The 22,194-nt window shown below is 67.2% G+C and carries 22 protein-coding genes and 2 riboswitches; of the genes, 16 read left to right on the top strand and 6 right to left on the bottom strand.

What is annotated here, in order from left to right:
* The first annotated feature begins 6 nt into the window (after nucleotides 1-6).
* Nucleotides 7-1,695 (top strand): ShlB/FhaC/HecB family hemolysin secretion/activation protein, encoded by a 1,689-nt coding sequence (locus GA0061098_RS01970; RefSeq protein WP_091952828.1) that lies wholly within the window; start codon nucleotides 7-9, stop codon nucleotides 1,693-1,695.
* Nucleotides 1,696-1,797: 102 nt separating this feature from the next.
* On the opposite strand, the gene bluB is transcribed toward GA0061098_RS01970, so the two are convergent.
* Genes bluB through cobU form a run of 3 tightly spaced genes read right to left on the bottom strand, consistent with a single transcriptional unit; the run spans nucleotide 1,798 to nucleotide 3,720 of the window.
* Complete coding sequence (gene bluB, locus GA0061098_RS01965) at nucleotides 1,798-2,430, bottom strand: 5,6-dimethylbenzimidazole synthase (protein ID WP_091952826.1); 633 nt, start codon at nucleotides 2,428-2,430, stop codon at nucleotides 1,798-1,800.
* Nucleotides 2,431-2,434: 4 nt separating this feature from the next.
* The gene (gene cobS, locus GA0061098_RS01960) at nucleotides 2,435-3,217 is read right to left on the bottom strand and encodes an adenosylcobinamide-GDP ribazoletransferase (RefSeq protein ID WP_091952824.1); all 783 of its coding nucleotides are present in this window, start codon (nucleotides 3,215-3,217) and stop codon (nucleotides 2,435-2,437) included.
* On the bottom strand, nucleotides 3,214-3,720 hold the full coding sequence (gene cobU, locus GA0061098_RS01955) for a bifunctional adenosylcobinamide kinase/adenosylcobinamide-phosphate guanylyltransferase (protein ID WP_091952822.1): 507 nt from the start codon (nucleotides 3,718-3,720) through the stop codon (nucleotides 3,214-3,216). Before cobU ends, cobS begins: the two co-directional genes overlap by 4 nt.
* 121 nt (nucleotides 3,721-3,841) lie before the next feature.
* Here cobU and cbiB point away from each other — a divergent pair, with 121 nt between their 5' ends.
* Nucleotides 3,842-4,783, top strand: a complete 942-nt coding sequence (cbiB, locus tag GA0061098_RS01950; RefSeq protein ID WP_165637098.1) for an adenosylcobinamide-phosphate synthase CbiB — start codon at nucleotides 3,842-3,844, stop codon at nucleotides 4,781-4,783.
* Between the two features lie 11 nt (nucleotides 4,784-4,794).
* Nucleotides 4,795-5,760, top strand: coding sequence for a threonine-phosphate decarboxylase CobD (cobD, locus tag GA0061098_RS01945; protein WP_165637143.1), 966 nt, complete (start codon nucleotides 4,795-4,797; stop codon nucleotides 5,758-5,760).
* Here cobD and GA0061098_RS01940 read toward each other — a convergent pair.
* Nucleotides 5,749-7,197, bottom strand: coding sequence for a cobyric acid synthase (locus GA0061098_RS01940; RefSeq protein WP_091952818.1), 1,449 nt, complete (start codon nucleotides 7,195-7,197; stop codon nucleotides 5,749-5,751). The two genes, cobD and GA0061098_RS01940, sit on opposite strands and share 12 nt — an antisense overlap.
* A 5-nt stretch (nucleotides 7,198-7,202) precedes the next feature.
* On the bottom strand, nucleotides 7,203-7,838 hold the full coding sequence (gene cobO / locus GA0061098_RS01935) for a cob(I)yrinic acid a,c-diamide adenosyltransferase (RefSeq protein ID WP_091952815.1): 636 nt from the start codon (nucleotides 7,836-7,838) through the stop codon (nucleotides 7,203-7,205).
* 40 nt (nucleotides 7,839-7,878) lie between these two features.
* Nucleotides 7,879-8,097, top strand: a riboswitch (cobalamin riboswitch).
* Between the two features lie 95 nt (nucleotides 8,098-8,192).
* On the opposite strand from cobO, the gene GA0061098_RS01930 reads away from it, so the two are divergent.
* From GA0061098_RS01930 to cobJ, 7 genes are read left to right on the top strand one after another with little or no spacing between them, the layout of a single operon-like run.
* On the top strand, nucleotides 8,193-8,567 hold the full coding sequence (locus GA0061098_RS01930; RefSeq protein WP_091952813.1) for a DUF1636 family protein: 375 nt from the start codon (nucleotides 8,193-8,195) through the stop codon (nucleotides 8,565-8,567).
* Nucleotides 8,564-9,598, top strand: a complete 1,035-nt coding sequence (gene cobW / locus GA0061098_RS01925; protein WP_091952810.1) for a cobalamin biosynthesis protein CobW — start codon at nucleotides 8,564-8,566, stop codon at nucleotides 9,596-9,598. The genes GA0061098_RS01930 and cobW overlap by 4 nt, the downstream gene beginning before the upstream one ends.
* A complete protein-coding gene (gene cobN, locus GA0061098_RS01920; protein ID WP_091952807.1) occupies nucleotides 9,598-12,846 on the top strand; it encodes a cobaltochelatase subunit CobN in 3,249 nt (1,082 codons plus the stop codon). The genes cobW and cobN overlap by 1 nt, the downstream gene beginning before the upstream one ends.
* Nucleotides 12,843-14,006, top strand: coding sequence for a precorrin-3B synthase (cobG, locus tag GA0061098_RS01915; RefSeq protein ID WP_091952805.1), 1,164 nt, complete (start codon nucleotides 12,843-12,845; stop codon nucleotides 14,004-14,006). Before cobN ends, cobG begins: the two co-directional genes overlap by 4 nt.
* Complete coding sequence (locus tag GA0061098_RS01910; protein ID WP_091952801.1) at nucleotides 14,006-14,635, top strand: precorrin-8X methylmutase; 630 nt, start codon at nucleotides 14,006-14,008, stop codon at nucleotides 14,633-14,635. Before cobG ends, GA0061098_RS01910 begins: the two co-directional genes overlap by 1 nt.
* A 2-nt stretch (nucleotides 14,636-14,637) precedes the next feature.
* Nucleotides 14,638-15,369: a precorrin-2 C(20)-methyltransferase gene (locus tag GA0061098_RS01905; RefSeq protein WP_091952799.1), complete on the top strand. Its 732-nt coding sequence runs from the start codon at nucleotides 14,638-14,640 to the stop codon at nucleotides 15,367-15,369.
* The gene (gene cobJ, locus GA0061098_RS01900) at nucleotides 15,366-16,100 is read left to right on the top strand and encodes a precorrin-3B C(17)-methyltransferase (protein WP_091952797.1); all 735 of its coding nucleotides are present in this window, start codon (nucleotides 15,366-15,368) and stop codon (nucleotides 16,098-16,100) included. The genes GA0061098_RS01905 and cobJ overlap by 4 nt, the downstream gene beginning before the upstream one ends.
* Here the strand turns inward: cobJ and GA0061098_RS01895 are convergent.
* Nucleotides 16,076-16,822 (bottom strand): cobalt-precorrin-6A reductase, encoded by a 747-nt coding sequence (locus tag GA0061098_RS01895; protein ID WP_091952795.1) that lies wholly within the window; start codon nucleotides 16,820-16,822, stop codon nucleotides 16,076-16,078. The two genes, cobJ and GA0061098_RS01895, sit on opposite strands and share 25 nt — an antisense overlap.
* A 10-nt stretch (nucleotides 16,823-16,832) precedes the next feature.
* On the opposite strand from GA0061098_RS01895, the gene cbiE reads away from it, so the two are divergent.
* The 6 genes from cbiE to GA0061098_RS01865 all read left to right on the top strand — a co-directional run bounded on the left by cbiE (nucleotide 16,833) and on the right by GA0061098_RS01865 (nucleotide 22,175).
* Nucleotides 16,833-18,014, top strand: a complete 1,182-nt coding sequence (cbiE, locus tag GA0061098_RS01890; protein ID WP_091953891.1) for a precorrin-6y C5,15-methyltransferase (decarboxylating) subunit CbiE — start codon at nucleotides 16,833-16,835, stop codon at nucleotides 18,012-18,014.
* Complete coding sequence (locus GA0061098_RS01885) at nucleotides 18,011-18,379, top strand: cobalamin biosynthesis protein (RefSeq protein WP_091952793.1); 369 nt, start codon at nucleotides 18,011-18,013, stop codon at nucleotides 18,377-18,379. The genes cbiE and GA0061098_RS01885 overlap by 4 nt, the downstream gene beginning before the upstream one ends.
* Nucleotides 18,376-19,158 (top strand): precorrin-4 C(11)-methyltransferase, encoded by a 783-nt coding sequence (gene cobM / locus GA0061098_RS01880; protein WP_091952791.1) that lies wholly within the window; start codon nucleotides 18,376-18,378, stop codon nucleotides 19,156-19,158. The genes GA0061098_RS01885 and cobM overlap by 4 nt, the downstream gene beginning before the upstream one ends.
* Complete coding sequence (locus GA0061098_RS01875) at nucleotides 19,158-20,468, top strand: cobyrinic acid a,c-diamide synthase CobB (protein WP_091952789.1); 1,311 nt, start codon at nucleotides 19,158-19,160, stop codon at nucleotides 20,466-20,468. Before cobM ends, GA0061098_RS01875 begins: the two co-directional genes overlap by 1 nt.
* Nucleotides 20,465-21,196, top strand: coding sequence for a uroporphyrinogen-III C-methyltransferase (gene cobA / locus GA0061098_RS01870; RefSeq protein WP_091952787.1), 732 nt, complete (start codon nucleotides 20,465-20,467; stop codon nucleotides 21,194-21,196). Before GA0061098_RS01875 ends, cobA begins: the two co-directional genes overlap by 4 nt.
* A gap of 45 nt (nucleotides 21,197-21,241) precedes the next feature.
* Nucleotides 21,242-21,460: riboswitch (cobalamin riboswitch) on the top strand.
* A gap of 37 nt (nucleotides 21,461-21,497) precedes the next feature.
* Entirely contained in the window at nucleotides 21,498-22,175 is a 678-nt protein-coding gene (locus GA0061098_RS01865) for an energy-coupling factor ABC transporter permease (RefSeq protein ID WP_091952785.1), read from the top strand.
* The last annotated feature ends 19 nt before the right edge of the window (nucleotides 22,176-22,194 follow it).

The following is a 22,194-nucleotide window of genomic DNA, read 5'->3' as shown; positions in this document are numbered from 1 at the left end:
TTCGGGATGCGGATTCTGGGGGCATCGTTGGGGATCGGGCTTGCAGCTTGCTGCATCGCGTCCGCGCGCGCCCAGTCGATCAATCCCGGCGTGATCCAGAACGACGTCGACCGGCAGCGGCGGCAGCTCGAGCAGCAGAGCGCGCCGCCCAAGCTCACCGGGCCGGCGGTGATCGGCGGCGAGCGGGAAAAGTCCCAGCTCCTGAAGCCAGGCGGGCCGAAATTTCGCCTGCGCAAGGTCACGTTCGACGAGTCCAAGTTCATCACGCCGGCGGAGCTGGATGAGATCGCGAAGAAATATGTCGGCAAGGACGTCGACATCGCCTCGCTGTTGCAGCTCGTTGCCGACATCAACGCGGTCTATGCCGCGCGCGGCATCGTCACGGGCATCGCGACGCTGCCCGAGCAGGACGCCAAGGGCGGTGTCGTCCGCGTCAAGCTGACCGAAGGCCGGCTCCAGAAGACGACCGTCGAGGGCAACAAGCAGACCCGCACCGATTACATCCTCGATCGCGTGAAGGAGCCCGAAGGCGAGGTCCTCGACGTTCCAAAACTCAACCGCGACGTGATCTGGTTCAACCGGACCAACGACGTCCAGATCAAGGCGCTGCTGCAGCCCGGCACGAGCTTCGGCCTCACCGACCTGCAATTCGCGGTGATCGAGCCGCCGGTCGACACCTTGCAGCTCTTCACCGACAACCAGGGTTCCGAAAACACCGGGCGTTGGGAGGGCGGTGCCTTCTACAAGCGCCACGGATTGTTCGGCGTCGACGACCGCCTGACCTTCTACGGCGTCCGCTCCGACGGCAATCTCAACGGCAATGTCGCCTACAGCATCCCGGTCAATCCCTGGGGCGGCCGCGCCGGCGTCAGCTATACCGAAGGCAAGATCAAGATCGTCCAGGGGCCGTTCGTCGCGCTCGACGTCACCGGTCGCTCGAGCCAGGCCGCTGTCAATTTCAGCCAGCCGGTCTGGGTGACGCAGGACTGGCTGGTGCTGCTCAACGCAGCCTTGACCGAGGGCAAGACCGTCAGCCGCTTTGCCACGGTTGCCGTCACCGATGACCACTACGACAAGACCACGGCTGGAATCTCGGTGACCAAGTCTGGCAACACCTATTCGATCACGGTCTCGCCGGCAGTGAACTACATCGCGTGGCATGACTATGTGCTCGGCAACAACCGCGCGTTCAACACCTATACCGGCTCGCTGATCGCGACGAGCGCTGCAGGGCCCCAGAACTTCAGCGCCAATGTGCTGGCGAGCTGGCAATACACGCAGGAGAAGCTGCTTCCGGGCGATCAGATCTTCTCGATCGGCGGCCCCACCACCGTACGCGGCTATCCCTCCAATGCGGCTTCCGGCGACAGCGGCTATTATTTAAACGCCGAGCTGCATTACAACTGGTCGCAATGGCTCAGGGGTTTCGACACCTACATCTTCACCGACTGGGGTGCGGTGTATTCGACCTTCCCTGGCGTCACTGAAATGGCCTCTGTCGGCGTCGGCTTCTCCTGGACTTATGCGTCGTTCATGACGTTCGAGGCGAATTACGCGACGCCGCTGAAAATGGCGGTCTCGACCCAGAACCATTACGAGGCCTATGGCCGCGTCATCTTCCGGCCGCTGCTGATGTTCCAGAAGCCGGAGCCACCCGCGCCTGTGGCGGCGGTGGCCGGCAGGAGCAGGTCGTAGTGTCTCCGTCATGGCCGGGCGTGTCCCGGCCATCCACGTTCTTTTGACGTGGAAACGAAGACGTGGATGCCCGGGACAAGCCCGGGCATGACGAGCTTGGGGTTAACGCCGCAACGTAAACTCATCCGCTCCGCGCCGGTGCTCCCATTTCGCCTGCTCCAGCTCGGGCTGGTCGCATTCGACTTCCGGATAGCCGATGCAGAGATAGGCGATGAACTTCCAGGTATCGGGCACGTCGAGAACGGCGTGGATGCGATCCGGATTGAGGATCGAGACCCAGCCGATGCCGATGCTCTCGGCGCGTGCGGCGAGCCACATCGCGGTAATGGCGCCGACCACGGAATACTCGGTCGTCTCCGGCATGGTCGCACGGCCGAGGCCGTGGCCGATGTCGCTGGCCTTATCGGCGAACACGGCGAGGTGACCGGGGGCCTGTTCGAGGCCCGACAGTTTCAGCGTGGCGTAGCGGGCCGCGCGTTCGCCGGAATAGCAATTCAGTGCGTCGGCGTTGCACGCCGTGAAATTGTCGATGATGGCGCGACGTCGCGCAGCATCATCGACGGTGACGAAGCGCCAAGGCTGGCTGAGGCCGACCGAGGGCGAGAGACAGGCGGTCTCGATCAGACGATCGATGGCGCCGGCCGGCAGCGGGTCAGCTCGAAAGCGGCGGACGTCGCGGCGCCACACGAACAGCTCGCGCAAGTGCTGACGGAAGGTGTCGTCGAACTCGACCATGAGATCAGCCTCCCATCCGGAAGGATGCCGCGACCAGCAGAATGAGGATCTCGCCGATCTGCTCGAATGCACCGAGGATGTCGCCGGTCTGCCCGCCGATCTGGCGCACGGCAAGCCGCGCCAGCAACAGGCCGGCGAGCGACAGCAGGATCAGGCCGACCAGCGCCTTGCCCGGCCCCAACGCGAGAGCGAGCGCGAGTGTTCCAAGAGCGAAGGCGATGGCGACGCTGCGACCCGGCGGCGATCCCGCGCTCGCCGACAGCCCGTCAGGCCGCGCTGGCGGTACCAGTGACATGAAGGCCGGCACGCCGGCGCGGGCGGCGGCATGCGCTGACAACAGTGCACATGCCACCAGCAAGGGATTGGCGATCGCCGCGAGTGCGCTCCAGCGCAGGCCGAACGACAGGATCAGCGCGCAGACGCCGTAGGTCCCGATCCGGCTGTCGCGCATGATCTCGAGCTTGCGCTCGCGCGTGCGGCCGCCGCCGAGCCCATCGGCGGTATCGGCAAGACCGTCTTCGTGCAGCGCGCCGGTGATGAGGGCGGTCGTGGCCAGCGCGAGCAGGGCGGCAATGTTCGGCGTCAGTCCGAAGCGGATGGCGACCTTGTAGACGAAAGCGCCGGCAAGGCCGACCAGCAGTCCGGCCACGGGTAGCGCCCATGTCGCACGCGCGACGGCGCCATCGGCCGCGGGCTTGGACGATGCCACGGGAAGGATCGTGACGAACGACGCCGCCATCCTGAGATCGGCGATGACGTCCCGCAAAAATTCGGCGCGCAGCATCATTTCAGTTTCATCGGGAGACCGGCGACGACGAACTCGACCTCGTTGGAAACCGCCGCGATGACTTGGTTCATGATTCCGGCGGCGTCGCGATAGCTACGCGCCAGCGCGTTGTCGGGCACGATGCCGAGGCCGACCTCGTTGGTGACGAAGACGACGGGGCTCTTCTGACCGCGGAGGAAGGCGGCGAGTTTCATCAGTTCGTACTCCCAGTCACGTCCCGCATGCATCATGTTGGAGAGCCACAAGGTCAGGCAATCCACCAGCCTCGGGCCGCCGCCGTCGGTGTCGATCAGAGCTTGCAGGAGATCGAGTGGTACCTCCCGCTCGATCCAGTCGACCGCCGCGCGCTTGGCTCGATGCTTCGCGATGCGCACCGCCATTTCGGCATCGAGCGCCTCGGCCGTCGCGATGTAGACGGGCTGGCCCGGAAAGCTGAGGGCGCGCTTCTCCGCGTGGGTGCTCTTGCCCGATCGCGCTCCGCCCGTGATCAAGATGACGGCCATAAAGGTCTCCTGTGAGCCTGACTAATCACCAAACGCGGCCAAAGACAAAGCCGAAATCAGGCCGCCGGGGGCTTGCGCTCTGCCTTCGCTTTGCGCAACAGGGGCGGGACAGGAGGCGTGTGTGGGCTTTGCGGGCGCGATGGTGGTGGCGATGGCGGTGGATGCCCTCCTGGGCTGGCCGTCATGGCTGTTCGCGCGGATCGGTCATCCCGTGACCTGGCTGGGTCGGCTGATCGGTGCCATCGACATTGCCTGGAATCGCGCGTCAGATCCGCCGGCACTTCGCCGCGCCGCAGGCCTTGCTGGCGCGCTTCTGGTGATTGCGCTCTCCGTCGCGTTCGGCTGGACGCTTCAGTCCTTGCTTCCCTTGGGTTGGATGCAAATCGTGCTGGTCGGTATCCTGGCCTGGCCGCTGGTTGCGCTGCGCTCGCTGCATGATCACGTGGCCGCCGTCGCAAATCCATTGCTGGCTGGCGATATCGCCGCCGCGCGCGACGCGGTCTCGCGCATCGTCGGCCGCGATCCCGCAGCGCTCGATGAAGCCGGCATCGCGCGCGCGGCGATCGAGAGCCTTGCGGAAAATGCCTCCGACGGCATCGTGGCGCCGGTGTTCTGGGGCGCGCTGTTCGGCCTCCCGGGCATCCTCGGCTACAAGGCGATCAACACGCTGGACTCCATGATCGGCCATCGCAACGAGCGGCACGAGGCCTTCGGCTGGGCGGCGGCGCGCATCGACGATGTCGCCAACTTCATTCCGGCGCGGCTGACCGGATTTTTGTTCGTGCTGCTAGCGCCGCGGCGATCGGAGGCGCTGTCGTGCATGACGCGCGACGCAGGCCGTCACCGCTCGCCCAATGCCGGCTGGCCGGAGGCGGCCATGGCGGGGGCGCTCGGCGTCCGGCTCAGCGGCCCCCGCATCTATCACGGCAGCGCGACCGACGAGCCTTGGCTCAACGAGGGCGCGCGCGATCCGCGCGCCGCTGATATCGTCGAGGCACTGACGGTCTACCGCCGCGCCATGGTGCTGCTCGCTGGCACCCTTGCGATCCTGGCTTTCGCATGAAAGAACGGGACATGCTCGAGCACGGTGGAAATCTGGATCTGGCACAGGAGCGTTTTGGCGGACGCGCGGAAGACTGGATCGATCTGTCGACAGGGATCAACCGGCTGCCTTATCCCGTCGGCGAGATCGATCCGCACCATTGGAATGCGCTGCCCTCGCGATCCGACACCAACGCCCTGCATCAGGCGGCGCAGCATGCCTATCGCACCAGCGCACCGATCGTTGCGATGGGTGGCGCGCAGGCTGCCATTCAATTGCTGCCGCAGCTGGTGCCAACCGGCCGCGCCCGCATCCTCGCGCCGACCTATAACGAGTATGCAGGCGTTCTGTCGGCTGCGGGCTGGGATGTCCAGGAGGCCAGCGAGCTCGACGCGCTGGCAGGCGCCGATCTCGCCGTCGTCGTCAATCCCAACAATCCCGGCGGCCAGCATCATGCAGCAAAGGATCTGCTCGCACTGCTGCCGCGCGTCGGCCGCCTCGTCATCGACGAGAGCTTCGTCGACGCCGTTCCGCAGCTGTCGCTTGCATCGGAAGCCGGTCGGCCGGGACTGCTGATCCTGCGCTCGTTCGGAAAGTTCTATGGCCTTGCCGGCCTGCGGCTCGGCTTCGCGATCGGCGATGCCGCCGACATCGGCAAGCTTGCGTCGATGTCGGGTCCATGGCCGGTTTCGGGAGCGGCGATCGCGATCGGCTCTCGCGCGTTGCGCGACGACGCCTGGGCCGAGGCCACGTCAGCGCGACTTGCCCGGGACTGTGTTCGCCTCGACGCCATTGCGCAAGCGCAAGGCTGGATGCCGCTTGGGGGGACGCCGCTGTTCCGTCTCTACGAGACGCCCGACTCGCTCGCCGCGCAAGACAGATTGGCGCGAAGCCAGATCTGGTCGCGCGTCTTCGCGCAAAAGCCGACATGGCTTCGGCTCGGGCTTCCCGGCAGCGGAGCCGAATGGATGCGCCTTGCCGAGGTGCTAGCGCGCTAGCGCGAGCAGTCCTTCGACGTCGAGATGCTTTTCGATGTGGTCGGCCAGCGCATCGAGCGCGCTTTCGACCCGGGCGTGGTAGGGCTCGTTGCCAGCGGGAATGTCGAGCTTTGCGAGGTACGCCTTGCGGAAATCATCCGACGTGAACAGGCCGTGCAGATAGCTGCCCTGTACGCGGCCATCGCGCGAGATCGCGCCTTCGGGCTCGCCGTTCAGTGTCGCAAACGGGCGCGCACGATCGGGCCCATCGGTACGGCCGATGTGAATTTCGTACGCCTCGATCGGCTGGTCCGTGTCGGCATGCACGGCCGCAACACGCATCAGCGTCTTCTGCGGGCTCATCACCGTGTCCACGTCCAGAAGCCCGAGGCCCGGCGTGTCGCCTGCGGTGCCTTCGATGCCGTCAGGGTCGGCGACGCTGCGCCCGAGCATCTGATAGCCGCCGCAGAGACCGAGAACATGGCCGCCCCTGCGGTGATGCGCGAGCAGATCGATGTCCCAGCCCTGCGCGCGCAGGAAGGCGAGATCGCCGCGGGTGGATTTCGAGCCGGGGATGATGACGAGGCGGACATCGCCGGGGATGGCTTCGCCGGGGCGTACCATCACGAGATCGACGCTCGCTTCGAGCTTGAGCGGATCGAGATCGTCGAAATTAGCGATCCGCGACAGCGCCAGGCACGCGATCTTGCATTGGCCGGGCTTTCGCGCGTCGCTCAGGCCGAGCGCATCCTCGGCCGGCAGCTCGCCGGCGCGGGCGAACCAGGGCAGCACGCCAAGGCCGCGCCATGCGGTCTTTTGCTCGATCAGCTTGTAGCCATCGTCGAACAGCGTGGGGTCGCCGCGGAACTTGTTGATGACAAAGCCTCGGATCATCGCGGCATCGTCGGGGTCGATCACCGTCTTGATGCCGACCAGCTGGGCGATGACGCCGCCGCGGTCGATGTCGCCGACCAGCACGACCGGCACGTCGGCCTTGCGCGCAAAACCCATATTGGCGATGTCGGCCTTACGCAAATTCACCTCGGCCGGACTGCCCGCGCCTTCGACCAGAACGAGATCGGCGCGCGCCTTCAGCCGCTCAAAGCTCTCCAGCACTGCGCCCATCAGTGAGGGCTTCATGGCCGCGTAGTCGCGCGCACGCGCGGTCGTGATGCGCTTTCCGTGGACGATCACCTGCGCGCCGACATCGGTCTCGGGCTTGAGCAGCACGGGGTTCATGTCGGTGTGCGGCTCGACGCCGGCGGCGAGGGCCTGCAACGCCTGGGCACGGCCGATCTCGCCTCCGTCGATGGTGACGGCGGCATTGTTCGACATGTTCTGCGGCTTGAACGGGAGCACGCGCAGGCCGCGCCGCGTGAAGGCACGCGCGAGACCGGCGACGATGAGCGACTTGCCCACGTCCGAGCCGGCCCCCTGGATCATCAGCGCGCGTGCCATCGAACTCAGAACTCGACGCCGGCCTGTGCCTTGATGCCGGAGCGGAAGGGATGTTTCACCAGCGTCATCTCGGTGACGAGATCGGCGATCTCGATCAACTCGTCCTTGGCGTTGCGGCCGGTGAGCACGACATGCGTCATCGGTGGCTTCGAGGTGGTCAGAAACTCGACGACCTCGGCGATGTCGAGATAGTCGTAGCGCAGCGCGATGTTGATCTCGTCGAGCACGACCATGCGCAGGCTCTCATCGAGAATCAGCTCCTTGGCCTTCTCCCAGCCGGCGCGCGCGGCGGCGATGTCGCGGGCGCGGTCCTGCGTCTCCCAGGTAAAACCTTCGCCCATGGCGTGGAACTGGCAGAGGTCGCCGAAATGGCCGGTCAGCAGTCGTCGCTCGCCGGTATCCCAGGCGCCCTTGATGAACTGCACTACCGCACAGGGGAAGCCATGGGCGACGCAGCGGACGATCATGCCGAAGGCCGAGGAGGACTTGCCCTTGCCGGCGCCGGTGTGGACGATGATGAGGCCCTTTTCGCCGCTCTTGGTCGCCATGATCTTGTCGCGGGCGGCCTTCTTCTTCGCCATTTTCGTGGCGTGGCGAGCGTCGGTTTCCCCGGCCGTTTTTGTATCCGGTTCAGGCGTCATCGGTCCCGGTCCTTCGGCTTGACAAGTGGCGGCCGCCGGCAAATGGTGGCCCGGCGTTGGTTCCTGTCCTATGACAGGCGAAGAGGGAATGCGATAGGGTCCGAATCGGCAAGATTTGGGTCCAAAATGCAGCCGCCCCCGCGACCGTGACCGGAGAGATGTCCGAAGCCACTGATTCCCGCGGGAATCGGGAAGGCGGGGATCGAAGGGGAAACCCTGCTCCGCAAGCCGGGAGACCTGCCAGCGCGGACGAGTTTTGGACCGGCGGACGGGGTGTTCCGCGACGGGGAAAACGGGCCTCTAAAAGAGCGGTCCGTGTGCCTCATCGCCTCCCGCTGTTATCTGGAAGAGGCGATGACCGTCACACTTCACGTCTGCATCACCTGCCGTGCCGGCGAGACGCCCGGCGAGGGCGAGGCGACCCCCGGCAAGCGCCTGCATGGTGCGATCCTCGACGCCGGCGTGCCCGAAGGCGTCAATGTGGTTCCCGTCGAATGCCTGTCGGCCTGCAATCAGGGCTGCTCGGTCGCGCTCAGCGCGCCCGGCCGCTGGTCGTATGTCTATGGCCGCCTTTCGCATGCGAATGCGCAGGACGTGGTTGCCGGTGCGGCGGCCTATGCGGCGGCGCCGGATGGTCTCGTCCCCTGGCGCAGCCGGCCGGAAATATTCCGCAAGCAGTCGCTTGCCCGCATTCCCCCTATTGCCGTCGTGCCGGAGGCCGCTGAATGAACTCGCTCGCAAAAGTCCCCGTGACGGTGGTCACCGGATTTCTCGGCTCCGGCAAGACGACGCTGATCCAGCATCTACTCAGCAATGCCGGCGGCAAGAAGCTCGCGGTGCTCGTCAACGAGTTCGGTAGTGAGGGCGTCGACGGCGAGATCTTGAAATCCTGCGCCGATGCCAATTGCCCGGAGGAGAACATCGTCGAGCTCGCCAACGGCTGCATCTGCTGTACCGTTGCTGACGATTTTATTCCGACCATGGAAAAACTGCTGGCGCGGCCCGTGCGGCCCGATCACATCCTGATCGAGACCTCGGGCCTGGCGCTGCCGAAGCCGCTGCTGAAGGCATTCGACTGGCCGGAGATCCGCTCGCGCATCACCGTCGACGGCGTGATCGCGCTCGCGGATGCCGAGGCTGTCGCCGCTGGCCGCTTTGCGCCGGATCCGATTGCCGTCGAAGCGCAGCGCGCGGCAGACGAGAATTTGGACCATGAGACGCCTCTGTCGGAAGTGTTCGAGGATCAGATCGCCTGCGCCGACATCGTGCTGCTGACCAAGGCCGACCTCGCTGGGGCGGCGGGACTTGAAGCGGCCAAGGCTGCCATCACCGCCGAGATGCCGCGCCGTGTACCGATGCTCCCCGTGACCGACGGTGCGATCGATGCGCGCGTCATCCTCGGGCTCGGCGCCGCCGCCGAGAACGATCTCGCCGCGCGTCCCTCGCATCATGACGGCGAGGAAGAGCACGAGCACGATGATTTCGCCTCCGTCGTGATCGACCTTCCTGAAGTCGCCGACGTCGATGCGCTGGTCGCATCCGTCCAGAAGCTGGCGCGCGAGCAGAACGTGCTGCGCGCAAAAGGCTATATCGCGGTTGCGGGCAAGCCGATGCGCCTCTTGCTGCAGGCGGTCGGCCAGCGCGTGCGCCATCAGTTCGACAAGCCCTGGGGCGCAGGTCACAGGCGGTCGAAGCTCGTCGTGATCGGCGAGCACGGCGATATCGACGAGGCCGCCATCAAGGCAGGACTAGGTATCTGATGCACGTCGTCTTCCGCGAGAGCCGCGGTCTGGAGGAGACCGCGACGCCAAGGGATATCGGCCAGGACCCGGCCGATCTCGTGGTGCTCTCGTATTCGGATTCCGATCTCGCGGCGTTCGCGGCCGGCTGGCGGCGTGGTCGCGACAGCCTGCCGTCGCTGCGGCTCGCCAATCTCGCGGAATTGCGTCACCCGCTTTCGGTCGACACCTATATCGAGCGCACGCTGTCGCAGGCGCGTGGCATTCTGGTGCGGTTGATCGGCGGTGAGTCCTATTGGTCCTATGGACTTGCGGCGCTCCAGCAGCTCGCGAAGGACCGTGGCATTGTGGTCGCCGTGCTGCCGGCCGATGGCCGTGACGACACGCGGCTCGATGCATACTCGACCTTGCCTGTCTCGACGCTGCGCCGGCTCAAGGTGCTCTGCGACGCCGGCGGTCCGGTCGCGGCGCAGGCCGCGATTGCACAGCTCGCGCTAGCCTCGGGACTCTATGCCGGGCCAGTCATCGGCGAGACGACCGTGCCCGAGATGGGGTTCTACGATCCCGCGCGCGGCGTCATTGCTCCACCGGTGCACGGCGAGGGCAGGCCGCGTGTGTTGGTGGCGTTCTACCGTTCCTATCTCACCGCCGCGGATACGGGCCCGGTCGATGCTCTGATCGCAGCGCTGCGCGAGCGCGGCTTTGATGCCTGCGGCGTGTTCGTGACCTCGCTGAAGGCTGCGGGCGTCGCGGATTGGTTGCGGGCGCAGCTCGCGCAAAATCCTCCGGCGGCGATCATCAACGCGACGGCGTTCTCAGCCCTGGGCGATGACGGCACGACGCCGTTCGATGCCGCATCGTGCCCGGTGTTCCAGGTTGCGCTCTCAATGGCCCGGCGCGAGGACTGGACGGAGTCGCTGCGCGGCCTGTCGCCCGGCGATCTCGCGATGCATGTGGTGCTGCCCGAGGTCGATGGCCGTCTGTTCGCGGGCGTGGTGAGCTTCAAGTCGGCAGCCGAGCGCGATCCCGATCTGCAATTCGCGCATCTGGCGCATCGCGCCGATGAGGAGCGCGTGACGGCCGTCGCTGCGCGCGTCGCGGCCTGGCGGCGCCTCGCTGAGACGCCGGCCGGTGAGAAGCGGCTGGCGCTCGTGCTCTCGAACTATCCGGGCAGGCCGCACCAGATCGCGCATGCGGTCGGGCTCGATGCGCTGGCCTCGGTCGAGGCGTTGCTGTCCGATCTCGCTGAGGCCGGCTTCGATGTTGTTCCGGTCCATGCGCTCGGCGAGGCGCTGCTCAAGCAGAAACTCACCTGGAGCATCGCCGATTATCGCGCGGCGCTTTCGCGCCTGCCGCAAGTCTTGCAGGATGATCTCGCGCAAGCCTGGGGCGCGCCGGAGGATGATCCGAGCTGCCGGGACGGCGCGTTTCAATTCGCAGCCGTCGCTTGCGGCAAGTCGATCATCGCGGTTCAGCCGGAACGCGGCGATGCGACCACGCGCGATACCGATTATCACGATCTCGCCCGCACGCCGCGCCACGGTTATGTCGCGTTCTATCTCTGGCTCCGAGAGCAGGGCATCGATGCCGTCGTGCACATGGGCGCGCATGGCACGCTGGAATGGCTGCCCGGGAAGTCCGTGGCGCTGTCGTCCGCGTGCTGGCCGGAAGCCCTGATCGGCCATCTCCCAATCATCTATCCCTTCATCGTCAACGATCCCGGCGAGGCCGCGCAGGCGAAACGGCGCGTTGGCGCCGTCACCATCGGCCATCTGCCACCGCCGCTGGAAACATCCTCGGTGCCGGCGGCCCTGCGCCGGCTCGAACGACTTCTCGACGAATATTCGACTGCTGATGGTCTCGATCCCGCGCGCCGTCAGCGATTGATCGCTGCGATCCGCGACGAGGCGCGCGTGGCGGGCCTCGAAGACGATCTCGGTTTGGATGCCTCGGCCGCACCGGCCGAAGCCATTCCGCGCATTGATCGCTTCGTCTGCGATCTCAAGGAAAGCCAGTTCGGCGACGGCCTCCACGTGTTCGGCCGCGGTGCCTGCGCCGAAGCGGAGCGCGACGCGTTGCGTTCGGCAGTTGCAGGCAAGCGCGTCGCGCCGGGACCGTCGGGCTCGCCCTATCGCGGGCGCCAAGACGTGCTGCCGACCGGACGCAATCTCTTTGCCGTCGATCCGCGCGCGGTGCCGACGCCGTCGGCACATGCCCAGGGCATCAAGCTCGCCGAAGAGCTACTGCGCCGTCATCTGCAGGATCACGGCGACTGGCCGAAGGGGCTCGTCGTCGATCTCTGGGGTTCGGCGACGATGCGCACCGCGGGCGAGGAGTTCGCGATGGCGCTGCATCTGGCCGGCCTTGCGCCGCGCTGGGATCACGCCTCCGGCCGCGTCACCGGCTACGACATCATCGCGCCGGCCGAGCTCGGCCGTCCCCGCATCGACGTCACGCTGCGCGTGTCCGGCCTGTTCCGCGACGTCTTCTCAGGCCTTGCGCAATTGTTCGAGGCCGCCTCCGAAGCGCTTGCGGCGCGCGAGGACGAGGGCGACGAGAACCCTTACCGCCACCGCGCCTCCCGCGTATTCGCGCCGCGTCCCGGACAATACGGCGTTGGTCTGTCGGCGATCCCCGATGCCTTCACGCCGGAGACACGCGAAGCCGCCGGTGAAGCCTGGTTGTCGGCATCGTCCTGGGCGTTCTCGGCCGACGGTGAGATGCAGCCGAATCGCGCCGGCATCGAACAGCGCCTCGCTGCGGCCGATGCCTTCGTCCATGTCCAGGACTTGCCGGAAACTGATCTGCTGCTCGCGGCCGATTATGCCGCACATGAAGCCGGCGTTGCGGCGGCTGCGGCGCATCTCGGCGCGGCAGGACCCTCGCTCTATCACCTCGACACGACGCGTCCCGAGCAGCCCCACGCGCGCACCCTGACCGAGGAGATCTCACGTGTCGTCCGTGCGCGCGCGGCCAATCCGGCGTGGATCGGTGGGATGATGCGTCACGGTTTTCGCGGCGCTGCCGAGATCACGGCGACGCTCGAGCACATGGCCGCTTTCGCGCATCTCGCCGGCGCCGTGCCGCCGCATCTTTTCGATCTCTACTATGATGCGACGCTCGGCAATGACGACGTCCGCGCTTTCATGGCGCGTGAAAATCCGTCCGCTCTCGCCGCGATGGAAACCTGTTTTGCGCGCCTGCACGATGCGGCGCTTTGGCAAACGCGCCGTAATTCGATCGCGGCGGCGCTGCGGGAGGCCTCATGAGTGCGGCCACGGTCAAGGGCTGGTGTCCCGGTGCGCTGCGCCCGATGCTCTCGGGCGACGGGCTCGTGGTGCGCGTGCGTCCGTTCGGTGGGCGGCTCGAAGCACCACAAATCACAGGACTTGCCGAGCTCGCCGGGCAACACGGCAATGGTCTGATCGACGTGACGAGCCGCGCCAATCTGCAGATCAGGGGCGTCAGTGAAGAAGGCCATCGGCCGTTAATCGACGGCCTTGCACGATTGGCGCTGCTCGATCCGGATCCGGCCACGGAAGCCCGTCGCAACATCCTCGTCACGCCGTTCTGGCGCGCTGGCGACGCGACACAATCGCTCGCCGCCGAGCTCGAAGAAGCGCTCGAGGATAATGCGCTCGCGCTTCCAACGAAATTCGGCTTCGCCATCGATGACGGGACCTCGCGCGTGCTCGCCGGCGATTCCGCAGACATACGCATCGAGCGCGATCGCACAGGTCACCTCCTGGTGCGGGCCGATGGCGCAAAGCTCGGCCGCTCCGTCGCACGTGGAGAGGCCGTGAGCACGGCGCTCGCGCTCGCAAGCTGGTTCCTGGTCTCCGGCGGCGCGACGGGCGGGCGAGGGCGCATGGCGGCGCACATTGCGTCCGGCGCGGCATTGCCTCAATCGCTACGCGGCGAGACCGAGCCCGCGCCCGTGATGGCCGCCTCGCGCCCCGGGCACTATCCGCAAGGTGCGATGGTCGGCGTCGCATTCGGGCAGATGCTGCATACGACGCTGCATCAGTTCGCCGGTTGTGGGCATGCGCTGCGCATGACGCCCTGGCGAATGGTGCTGAGCGAGGGCAAGCGGGAGATGCCGAACGCGCCGGGCCTGATCACCGAGCCCTTTGATCCCGCGCTGCGCGTCATCGCCTGCAGTGGCGCACCGCGCTGCCGCGAAGCCCATGCCGATACGCGCGCGCTCGCAGCAGCGCTCGCCCCGCGCATCGCCGCCGATACGCGGCTCCACGTCTCCGGCTGCGGCAAGGGTTGCGCCCATTCCGGCACGGCCGCGGTCACGCTGGTGGCGACGCGCGCCGGCTTCGATCTCGTCCGTGATGGCTCGATCCGCGATGAGCCGGTGCTGCGCGGCCTGAACGGCGCCGACATCGTCAGCGATCCCTCCATCCTGGTGGGAGGGAACTGATGCCCCACACGTACGAGACCGATGGCGCGGCGATCTACCGGCAGTCCTTTGCGACCATCCGCGCCGAGGCCGATCTCGCGCGCTTTTTGCCCGACGAGGAGCAAGTTGTCGTGCGGATGATCCATGCCGCCGGCATGGTCGGCCTGGAGGCGCATATTCGCTTCACGCCCGGCATGGCGACCACTGCGCGCGCCGCCCTGCAGAGAGGCGCGCCGATCCTGTGCGACGCGCGCATGGTCTCGGAAGGGATTACCCGCGCGAGGCTTCCCGCGGCGAATGCTGTGATCTGCACGCTGGGCGACGCCGCCGTTCCCGCGCTCGCCCAATCGATGCACAACACCCGCTCGGCCGCGGCGCTGGAGCTGTGGCGGCCGCATCTCGATGGCGCGGTCGTTGCGATCGGCAACGCGCCGACCGCGCTGTTTCATCTGCTCAATATGCTGGAGGACGGCGATTGCCCGCGCCCCGCGGCGATCATCGGCTGTCCCGTCGGTTTCGTCGGCGCTGCCGAGTCCAAGGCCGCGCTGATGGCTGATCCGCCGGTGCCGGCGCTGACGGTCGAGGGTCGCCTCGGCGGCTCCGCGATCACGGTTGCCGCGGTGAACGCGCTGGCGAGCCGGAGCGAATAGCGATGGGACGCATCATCTGCTGCGGTCTCGGCCCCGGCGATCCTGATCTGATGAGCGTGCGCGCCGATCGCACCGTGCGCGGCGCTAGCCACGTCGCCTATTTCCGCAAGAGGGGCAGGCCGGGCCAGGCGCGGCGGATCGTCGAGGGCATGCTGGGGGCCGACGTCACCGAATATCCCATGGAATATCCCGTTACGACGGAGATCGCCTTCGATAGCGCCGAGTACGTGCAGCTGCTGGCCGGCTTCTACGACGAGTGGGCGGAGCGCCTAGCGCGGCTGGCGCGCGCGGTCGACGTCGTTGTGCTCTGCGAGGGTGACCCTTATTTCTACGGCTCCTTCATGCACCTGCACACGCGCCTGCAAGGCCGTGTCGAGATCGAGGTGATTGCGGGCATTCCCGGCATGGTCGGCTGCTGGAACGGTGTCGGACAGCCGATCGCGCTCGGCGACGACGTGACGACCGTGCTGATGGGGACGCTTCCCGAAGACGAGCTCGAGCGGCGCATGCGCGATTCCGATGCGCTCGTCGTGATGAAGACCGGTCGCAATCTCGCAAAGGTGCGCCGCGCGCTCAGCTCAGCCGGCCGGCTCGACGATGCCTGGCTGGTCGAGCGCGGCACCATGGCGGGCGAGCGCGTGGTGCGGCTCGCCGACATTGACGGCGCGGACTGTCCCTATTTCGCGATCGTGCTGGTGCACGGCAAGGGCCGGCACCTGGACGCCGCAGAATGACGGGCACGTTGACCATCGCGGGCCTGGGGCCGGGCAGCGATGCGCTGGTGACGCCCGAGGTCACGGCTGCGCTGGCGGCCGCAACTGATATTCTCGGCTATGCGCCCTATGTCACGCGCGTACCGCCGCGTGCTGGGCTGAAGCTGCATTCCTCCGACAATCGCGAGGAGCTGCAGCGCGCGAGCGAAGCCCTGCGGCTTGCGTCCGAAGGCGGGAAGGTCGTTGTCGTGTCCTCGGGTGACCCCGGCGTCTTCGCGATGGCCTCTGCCGTGTTTGAGGCGCTCGAACAGGCGCCGCAATGGCAGAATATTTCGATTCGCGTGCTGCCTGGCATCACGGCCATGCTGGCAGCTGCCGCGCGCGTAGGCGCGCCGCTCGGCCATGATTTCTGCGCCATCAATCTCTCCGACAATCTCAAGCCCTGGGCAGTCATCGAGAAGCGGCTGCGGCTCGCCGCCGAAGCTGATTTTTCGATTGCGATGTACAATCCGCGCTCGGCAAGCCGGCCGGAAGGATTCGGCCGCGCGCTCGCGCTGCTGAAGGACGCCGGCTGCGGCGAGCGCCTCGTGATTTTTGCACGCGCGATCAGCGCTGCCGACGAGAGGATCGAAACTGTCACGCTGAACGAAGCCCGGCCCGAGATGGCCGACATGCGCACGCTGGTGATCGTCGGCAATTCGCAGACGCGCCGGGTCGGCCGCTGGGTCTATGCGCCGAGGCAAGTGCGATGACCGAGCCACTGCATGATCTCGGCCACGCTCTCGACCCGCAGCCGCTCGGGCAGCTTCGGCCGCGAGATCATGATCACGGGCAGGCCGAGCCTGCGGGCCGCGTCGATCTTGGCGCGCGCGCCGTCGCCGCCGGAATTGCGGGCGACGATCCAGCCGATGCCGCGTTCGCGCATCATCTCGATCTCGCTGTCGAACGTGAACGGTCCACGCGACACGATCACGTCAGCGGGGAAGGGCAGCGGCGCTTCCGGCGGATCGACGAAACGCAGCGTGTAGGCATGCTGCGGCTTCATCGCAAACGGCGCGATGTGCTGGCGGCCGATGGCGAGGAACACGTTTGCGGGCGCCTCGGGCAGCGCAGCGGCCGCGACGCTGACGTCCGTGACTTCGATCCAGTTGTCGGCGGGCGCTTTCGTCCAAGGCGCGCGCTCCAGCGCAATCAGCGGTGTGGCGGTTTCCGCGCACGCCTCGACCGCATTGCGGCTCATCTCCGCGGCGAAAGGATGCGTCGCGTCGATCACATGCGTAATGCCTTCGCTGCGGATGGTGTCGGCGAGCCCGCTCACGCCGCCGAAGCCACCGATGCGGGTCGGCAGCGGCTGATCCGCCGGTGCGCGGGTGCGGCCGCCATAGGAATAGATGGCCTCGATGCCTGCGCGCGCGATTGCCGCCGCGAGTTGGCTCGCATCGGCAGTTCCGCCCAGAATGAGGGCGTGCGTCATGGCTGATTCCTTGGCTGATCCCTGGCTGACCATCATCGGTATCGGCGAAGATGGCCTTGCCGGGCTGTCGGAAGCAAGCCGAAAGGCGCTCAACGAGGCCGAAACCGTCTTCGGTGGTGAACGGCATCTCGCGCTTGCCGGCGTCGGCAGCCGCGGCCGTCCGTGGCCGGTGCCGTTCGACGCCGATATCGTTCTGAGCAGCCGCGGCAGGCCGACGGCGGTGCTCGCCTCCGGTGATCCATTCTGGCATGGCGCTGGTGCAGCTCTCGCCGAGAAGCTGCAAGCCGGCGAGTGGATCGCGCATTCCGCGCCGTCGACCTTCTCGCTTGCGGCCGCGCGGTTGGGCTGGCGGCTCGAATCCGCCGTCTGCCTCGGGCTTCACGCCGCACCGTTCGAACGTCTCGTTCCGCATCTGGCGCGAGGAGCGCGCATCATCTGCCTCGTGCGCGATGGGAAAGCGGCAAGCGATCTCGCAAAATGGTTGAGCGAGCGCGGATGGGGTGCCTCGACCTTCTGGACGCTCGCCGCACTCGGTGGTCCGCGCGAAAGCATCCAAGAATATCGCGCCGACGGTTTCGCCGGTGATCCCGCTGGAAACCTGGTCACCGTCGCCGTTGAGGCGAAGGGCACGCATGGTATGCCCCACGCCTCGGGGCGTCCTGACGATCTGTTCGTCCACGACGGCCAGATCACCAAGCGGCCGGTGCGTGCGCTCGCGCTCTCGGCGCTGGCGCCGCGTCCGGGCGAACGGTTGTGGGATATCGGCGCCGGTTCGGGGTCGATCTCGGTCGAGTGGGCGCTGTGCGGCGGGACGGCGACTGCGATCGAGCCGCGCGAGGATCGCGTCGCGAACATCCGCAGCAATGCAGCGGCGTTTGGACTTTCGCACCGGATCACCGTCGTCACCGGGAGGGCGCCCGAAGCTGTCGCGGCACTCGAAGCACCGGATGCGGTCTTCATCGGCGGCGGTCTCGACATCGCGATGTTCGATGCGGTCTGGTCGCGGCTTGCGCCAGGCACGCGGCTGGTTGCACATTCGGTCACATTGGAGACGGAAGCGTTGCTCGGCGATCTGCACCAGCGCCACGGCGGCGAGCTGATGCGGGTCGACATCGCTTATGCCGGCCCGCTCGGCCGTTACCGGTCCTGGGAGGCGGCACGGCCGGTGGTGCAGTGGAGTACGGTCCGATGAAGGTGGCCGGGTTTGGGTTCAGGAGAGATGTCACTCTCGCTTCGCTGCGCGAAGCGCTGCTGGCGGCGGGTGATCCCGAAGGCCTCACGGCGATGGCAACTGTCAGCGACAAGGCCGACGCGGAGCCGCTGAAGCAGCTCGCGCGCGAGTGCGGCGTGCCGATCAAGGCTGTTCCGGCCGACATGTTGGCCGGTATCGCCACGCCGACCCGGTCCAATCTTGTGGCGGAGAAGTTCGGCACTGGATCGGTCGCCGAAGCAGCAGCTCTCGCTGCGGCCGGGCCGCGTGCACGGCTGATCTCGACACGCGTTGTCTCGCAGGATCGCACCGCGACCGCGGCGATTGCGGAAGGAGACGGCGCATGACGGTGCATTTCATTGGCGCAGGACCGGGCGCGGCCGATCTGCTGACGTTGCGGGGGCGCGACCTGATCGCGGCCTGTGCGGTCTGCCTCTATGCCGGCTCGCTGGTCCCCGAGGGCGTGCTGGCCCATTGCCCGCCCGGCGCGCGCATCGTCAATACCGCGCCGCTGTCGCTCGATGAGATCATTGCCGAGATCGCCGCCGCGCATGCGGCGGGCAAGGACGTCGCTCGCCTGCATTCGGGCGATCTCTCGATCTGGTCGGCGATGGGCGAGCAGCTCCGCCGCCTGCGCGCGCTTGGCATTCCGTTTACCGTGACGCCTGGTGTGCCGTCCTTCTCCGCCGCTGCGGCAGCGCTGGAAGCCGAGCTCACGCTGCCGGGGCTTGCTCAGACGGTGGTGCTGACGCGCACGCCGGGCCGTGCCAGCGCGATGCCTGAGGGCGAGAAGTTGGCAGCCTTCGCCGCGACCGGTGCGGTGCTTGCGATCCATCTGTCGATCCATCTGCTCGACAAGGTCGTCGTCGAGCTCGCGCCGCATTATGGCGCGGATTGCCCGGTCGCCATCGTCTGGCGCGCGAGCTGGCCGGACCAGCGCATCGTCCGCGCCACGCTTGCTACGCTCGATGCTGCCGTCGGCACCGAGATGGAGCGCACCGCGATCATTCTGGTCGGCAGAACGCTTGGCGCTGCGGATTTCGACGAGAGCCGCCTCTATGCTGCCGACTATGATCGCCGCTATCGGCCTGTCGGTGCCGAGCCACGCTTTCCGGAGGCCTCGTGATGGCGGCAGGGCTCGTCATCTCCGCACCGGCTTCCGGCGTCGGCAAGACCACGGTGACGCTGGCGCTCGCGCGCGCCTGGCGCAATCGCGGATTGAACGTGCAGTGCTTCAAGAGCGGTCCCGATTACATCGATCCCGCCTTCCACGCCGCCGCCACGGGGCGCGCTTCCGTCAACGTCGATAGCTGGGCGATGGACCGCGGGGCGATCTCGCATCTCGTCAGCCGCGGCGCGGACGCCGATGTCGTGCTCGCCGAGGGATCGATGGGCCTGTTCGACGGCGTCGCCGCGCGCGGTGTCTCCGGCACCGGTGCCACCGCCGACATTGCGGAGTTGCTGGGCTGGCCAGTGGTTCTGGTGATCGATCCCTCCGGCCAGGCGCAGACCGCGGCGGCGATCGCCGCAGGCCTTCGCGATTATCGCCCCGGCGTGCGGCTTGCCGGCGTCGTGCTCAACCGCGTCGCCAGCCCGCGCCATGAAGATCTCGTGCGGCGTGCGCTCAACGACGCCGGCATTGCCGTGTTCGGCGCGCTGCCGCGTCATGCCGAGATCAGCCTGCCGAAGCGACATCTCGGCCTGGTGCAGGCCGAAGAGCAGGGCGAGATCGGCAAGCTGATCGACGAGGCCGCGCGCTTCGTCGCCGAGCATGTCGATCTCGATGCGGTGCTGCGATCGGCTGCCTCCTGGACCCCACAACCTGCCGCGAATGGGCTGAACGTGACACCGCCGGGGCAGCGCATTGCGCTGGCCCGCGATGCGGCGTTCTCCTTCGTCTATCCGCATATGCTGGAAGCCTGGCGCGGGGCGGGCGCGGAGATCTCGACATTCTCGCCGCTTGCCGATGAAGCGCCTGACGCGAGCGCCGACGTGTGCTGGCTGCCCGGCGGCTACCCCGAGCTCCATGCCGGCAAGATCGCGGCCAATGCGCGTTTTCGCAGCGGCCTGCGCGCGTTCGCCGAAACGCGGCCGGTGCACGGCGAATGCGGAGGCTATATGGTGCTGGGAACCGCTCTGACCGACGCGGACGGTGTCCGCCACGAGATGACAGGCCTGCTTGGCCTCGAGACGAGCTTTGCCAAGCGTCGCATGCATCTCGGTTATCGTCTGGCCGAACTCGCCGCGCCGATGCCGGGACATCGCTCCGGCGCGCGCCTGCGCGGCCACGAATTCCACTATTCGACCATTCTTGCCCAGCCGGACATGCCGCTGGCCGTAGTGCATGATGCGACTGGCGCAGTCATCGCCGAGACCGGCTCGCAGCGCGGCCACGCCACCGGCACGTTCTTTCATCTGATCGCGGAGGACCGGTGAGCGGATTCGTCTCCTTCATCTCCGCCGGACCCGGCGACCCCGAGCTTCTCACGCTCAAGGGCGCCGCGCGGCTGCGCGAAGCCGACGTCGTGCTCTATGACGATCTTGCCTCCGGCGCGATCCTCGATCTCGCCCGGCCCGGCGCCAATCTCGTCGCGGTGGGGAAACGGGCAGGGCGTCCCTCGACCAAGCAGCACCACGTCAACCGCCTGTTGGTCGACTATGCCGCAACAGGCGCGCGCGTGGTTCGGCTCAAGTCGGGCGACGCCGGCATTTTCGGCCGGCTCGAGGAGGAGCTGGAGACGCTGCGTGAGGCCGGCATCGGCTACGAGATCGTTCCCGGCGTGACATCGGCCTGTGTTGCCGCGGCGCAAGCCGGCATTCCCCTGACCCGGCGGCATACCTCGCGCCGGGTGCAGTTCGTCACCGGGGCTGATGTCACCGGCGAGCTGCCGCCCAACCTGAACTGGTCGGCGCTGGCCGACCCTGAAGCGACGACCGTGGTCTATATGGGCCGGCGCACCTTCCCGGCGCTTGTCGCAAAGTTGATCGCGCACGGGCTCGCTGCGGATACCCCCGCGCTGTTCGCCGAATCCCTCGGACGCCCCGACGAACGGCTGGTCCGCACCACCATCGCCGAGCTTGCCGAGCAGCTTGCGCGCGGCGGCGCCGCCTCGACGGCCGCCGTGATCCTGTTTGGGGCGCTGGCGGGGGATTATCCGTCATGACGGCCTTGGCCGCCGTTCGCCCCTTGACGCAGGCTCAGCGAAAGGGGCACACAAGAGAGGCATGGTGCTCGACGCGGCGCAAAGCGCCGGAGCATAATCGGGAATGGGGGTGGGCGGACCCAGTTGCGGCGCCCAAAACCCCAGCCGCCCCCGCGACTGTAAGCGGTGAGGGACTCCGATCAGCCACTGGGCCGCAAGGCTCGGGAAGGCCGGAAATCCCGGGGAACCGCGAGCCAGGAGACCGGCCCTGCAAGTTTTGAGGCCAAGGCCGTCGGGTGTGACGGCAGGAAGGAATTGAGCCATGCATATCGAACCCGGGGTCGTGACGGGCGCCAAGCTCGTGTTGAGTTACGCAACCGGCATCGCCGCAGGCGGCGTTGCGCTGAAGCTCGCGGTGGAGACCGTGCGTGAGCAGGGCATCACGTCGTTCGCGGCGCGGACGCTCGCCACCACAGTCCTCGTCTTCACCTTCTTCGAGATCCTGCCACACTTCCCGGTCGGCGTCTCCGAGGTGCACTTCATTCTCGGCTCGACACTGTTCCTGCTGTTCGGCGCGGCGCCCGCGGCCTTCGGCCTTGCGTTCGGTCTGCTGCTCCAGGGCGTGTTCTTCGAGCCCGCCGACATCCCGCAATATGGCATGAACGTCACCACGCTGCTGGTGCCGCTGTTCGCGATCCAGGCGATCGCTTCACGGATCATCTCGCGCAACACCGCCTATGTTGATTTGAAGTATCGGCAAGCGCTGGCGCTCTCGACGACCTACCAGGCCGGCGTGATCGCCTGGGTGGCGTTCTGGGCGCTCTATGGCTCCGGTTTTGCCATGACCAATCTCGCCAACATCGCGACGTTCGCGGCGTCCTATGCGCTCGTCATCGTGATCGAGCCGCTCGCCGATCTCGCGGTGCTGGCGCTGGCGAAGTCGCTGCGCGGCGTCACCGCGCCCGGCCTCGTCACCCCGCGCCTGCACAACGCGGCCTGAGAGACAAGCGAGCGGGCGG

It is taken from the genome of Bradyrhizobium shewense (genome assembly GCF_900094605.1).
Classification (GTDB): Bacteria; Pseudomonadota; Alphaproteobacteria; order Rhizobiales; family Xanthobacteraceae; genus Bradyrhizobium; species Bradyrhizobium shewense.
Note: the sequence above shows the minus strand (reverse complement) of the source record. Positions and strands in the feature narration are given on the sequence as shown.

Excerpts from the sequence above, each read along its gene's own strand:
- cobN (WP_091952807.1), top strand. The coding sequence starts at position 9,598 with ATGCACGTCGTCTTCCGCGAGAGCCGCGGTCTGGAGGAGACCGCGACG.
- GA0061098_RS01910 (WP_091952801.1), top strand. The coding sequence starts at position 14,006 with ATGCCCCACACGTACGAGACCGATGGCGCGGCGATCTACCGGCAGTCC.
- cobJ (WP_091952797.1), top strand. The coding sequence starts at position 15,366 with ATGACGGGCACGTTGACCATCGCGGGCCTGGGGCCGGGCAGCGATGCG.
- cobW (WP_091952810.1), top strand. The coding sequence starts at position 8,564 with ATGAACTCGCTCGCAAAAGTCCCCGTGACGGTGGTCACCGGATTTCTC.
- bluB (WP_091952826.1), bottom strand. The coding sequence starts at position 2,430 with ATGGTCGAGTTCGACGACACCTTCCGTCAGCACTTGCGCGAGCTGTTC.
- GA0061098_RS01970 (WP_091952828.1), top strand. The coding sequence starts at position 7 with ATGCGGATTCTGGGGGCATCGTTGGGGATCGGGCTTGCAGCTTGCTGC.
- GA0061098_RS01895 (WP_091952795.1), bottom strand. The coding sequence starts at position 16,822 with ATGACGCACGCCCTCATTCTGGGCGGAACTGCCGATGCGAGCCAACTC.
- cobS (WP_091952824.1), bottom strand. The coding sequence starts at position 3,217 with ATGATGCTGCGCGCCGAATTTTTGCGGGACGTCATCGCCGATCTCAGG.
- cobO (WP_091952815.1), bottom strand. The coding sequence starts at position 7,838 with ATGACGCCTGAACCGGATACAAAAACGGCCGGGGAAACCGACGCTCGC.
- cobM (WP_091952791.1), top strand. The coding sequence starts at position 18,376 with ATGACGGTGCATTTCATTGGCGCAGGACCGGGCGCGGCCGATCTGCTG.
- cobD (WP_165637143.1), top strand. The coding sequence starts at position 4,795 with ATGCTCGAGCACGGTGGAAATCTGGATCTGGCACAGGAGCGTTTTGGC.
- GA0061098_RS01940 (WP_091952818.1), bottom strand. The coding sequence starts at position 7,197 with ATGGCACGCGCGCTGATGATCCAGGGGGCCGGCTCGGACGTGGGCAAG.
- GA0061098_RS01905 (WP_091952799.1), top strand. The coding sequence starts at position 14,638 with ATGGGACGCATCATCTGCTGCGGTCTCGGCCCCGGCGATCCTGATCTG.
- cobG (WP_091952805.1), top strand. The coding sequence starts at position 12,843 with ATGAGTGCGGCCACGGTCAAGGGCTGGTGTCCCGGTGCGCTGCGCCCG.
- cobU (WP_091952822.1), bottom strand. The coding sequence starts at position 3,720 with ATGGCCGTCATCTTGATCACGGGCGGAGCGCGATCGGGCAAGAGCACC.
- GA0061098_RS01930 (WP_091952813.1), top strand. The coding sequence starts at position 8,193 with ATGACCGTCACACTTCACGTCTGCATCACCTGCCGTGCCGGCGAGACG.
- GA0061098_RS01885 (WP_091952793.1), top strand. The coding sequence starts at position 18,011 with ATGAAGGTGGCCGGGTTTGGGTTCAGGAGAGATGTCACTCTCGCTTCG.
- GA0061098_RS01875 (WP_091952789.1), top strand. The coding sequence starts at position 19,158 with ATGGCGGCAGGGCTCGTCATCTCCGCACCGGCTTCCGGCGTCGGCAAG.
- GA0061098_RS01865 (WP_091952785.1), top strand. The coding sequence starts at position 21,498 with ATGCATATCGAACCCGGGGTCGTGACGGGCGCCAAGCTCGTGTTGAGT.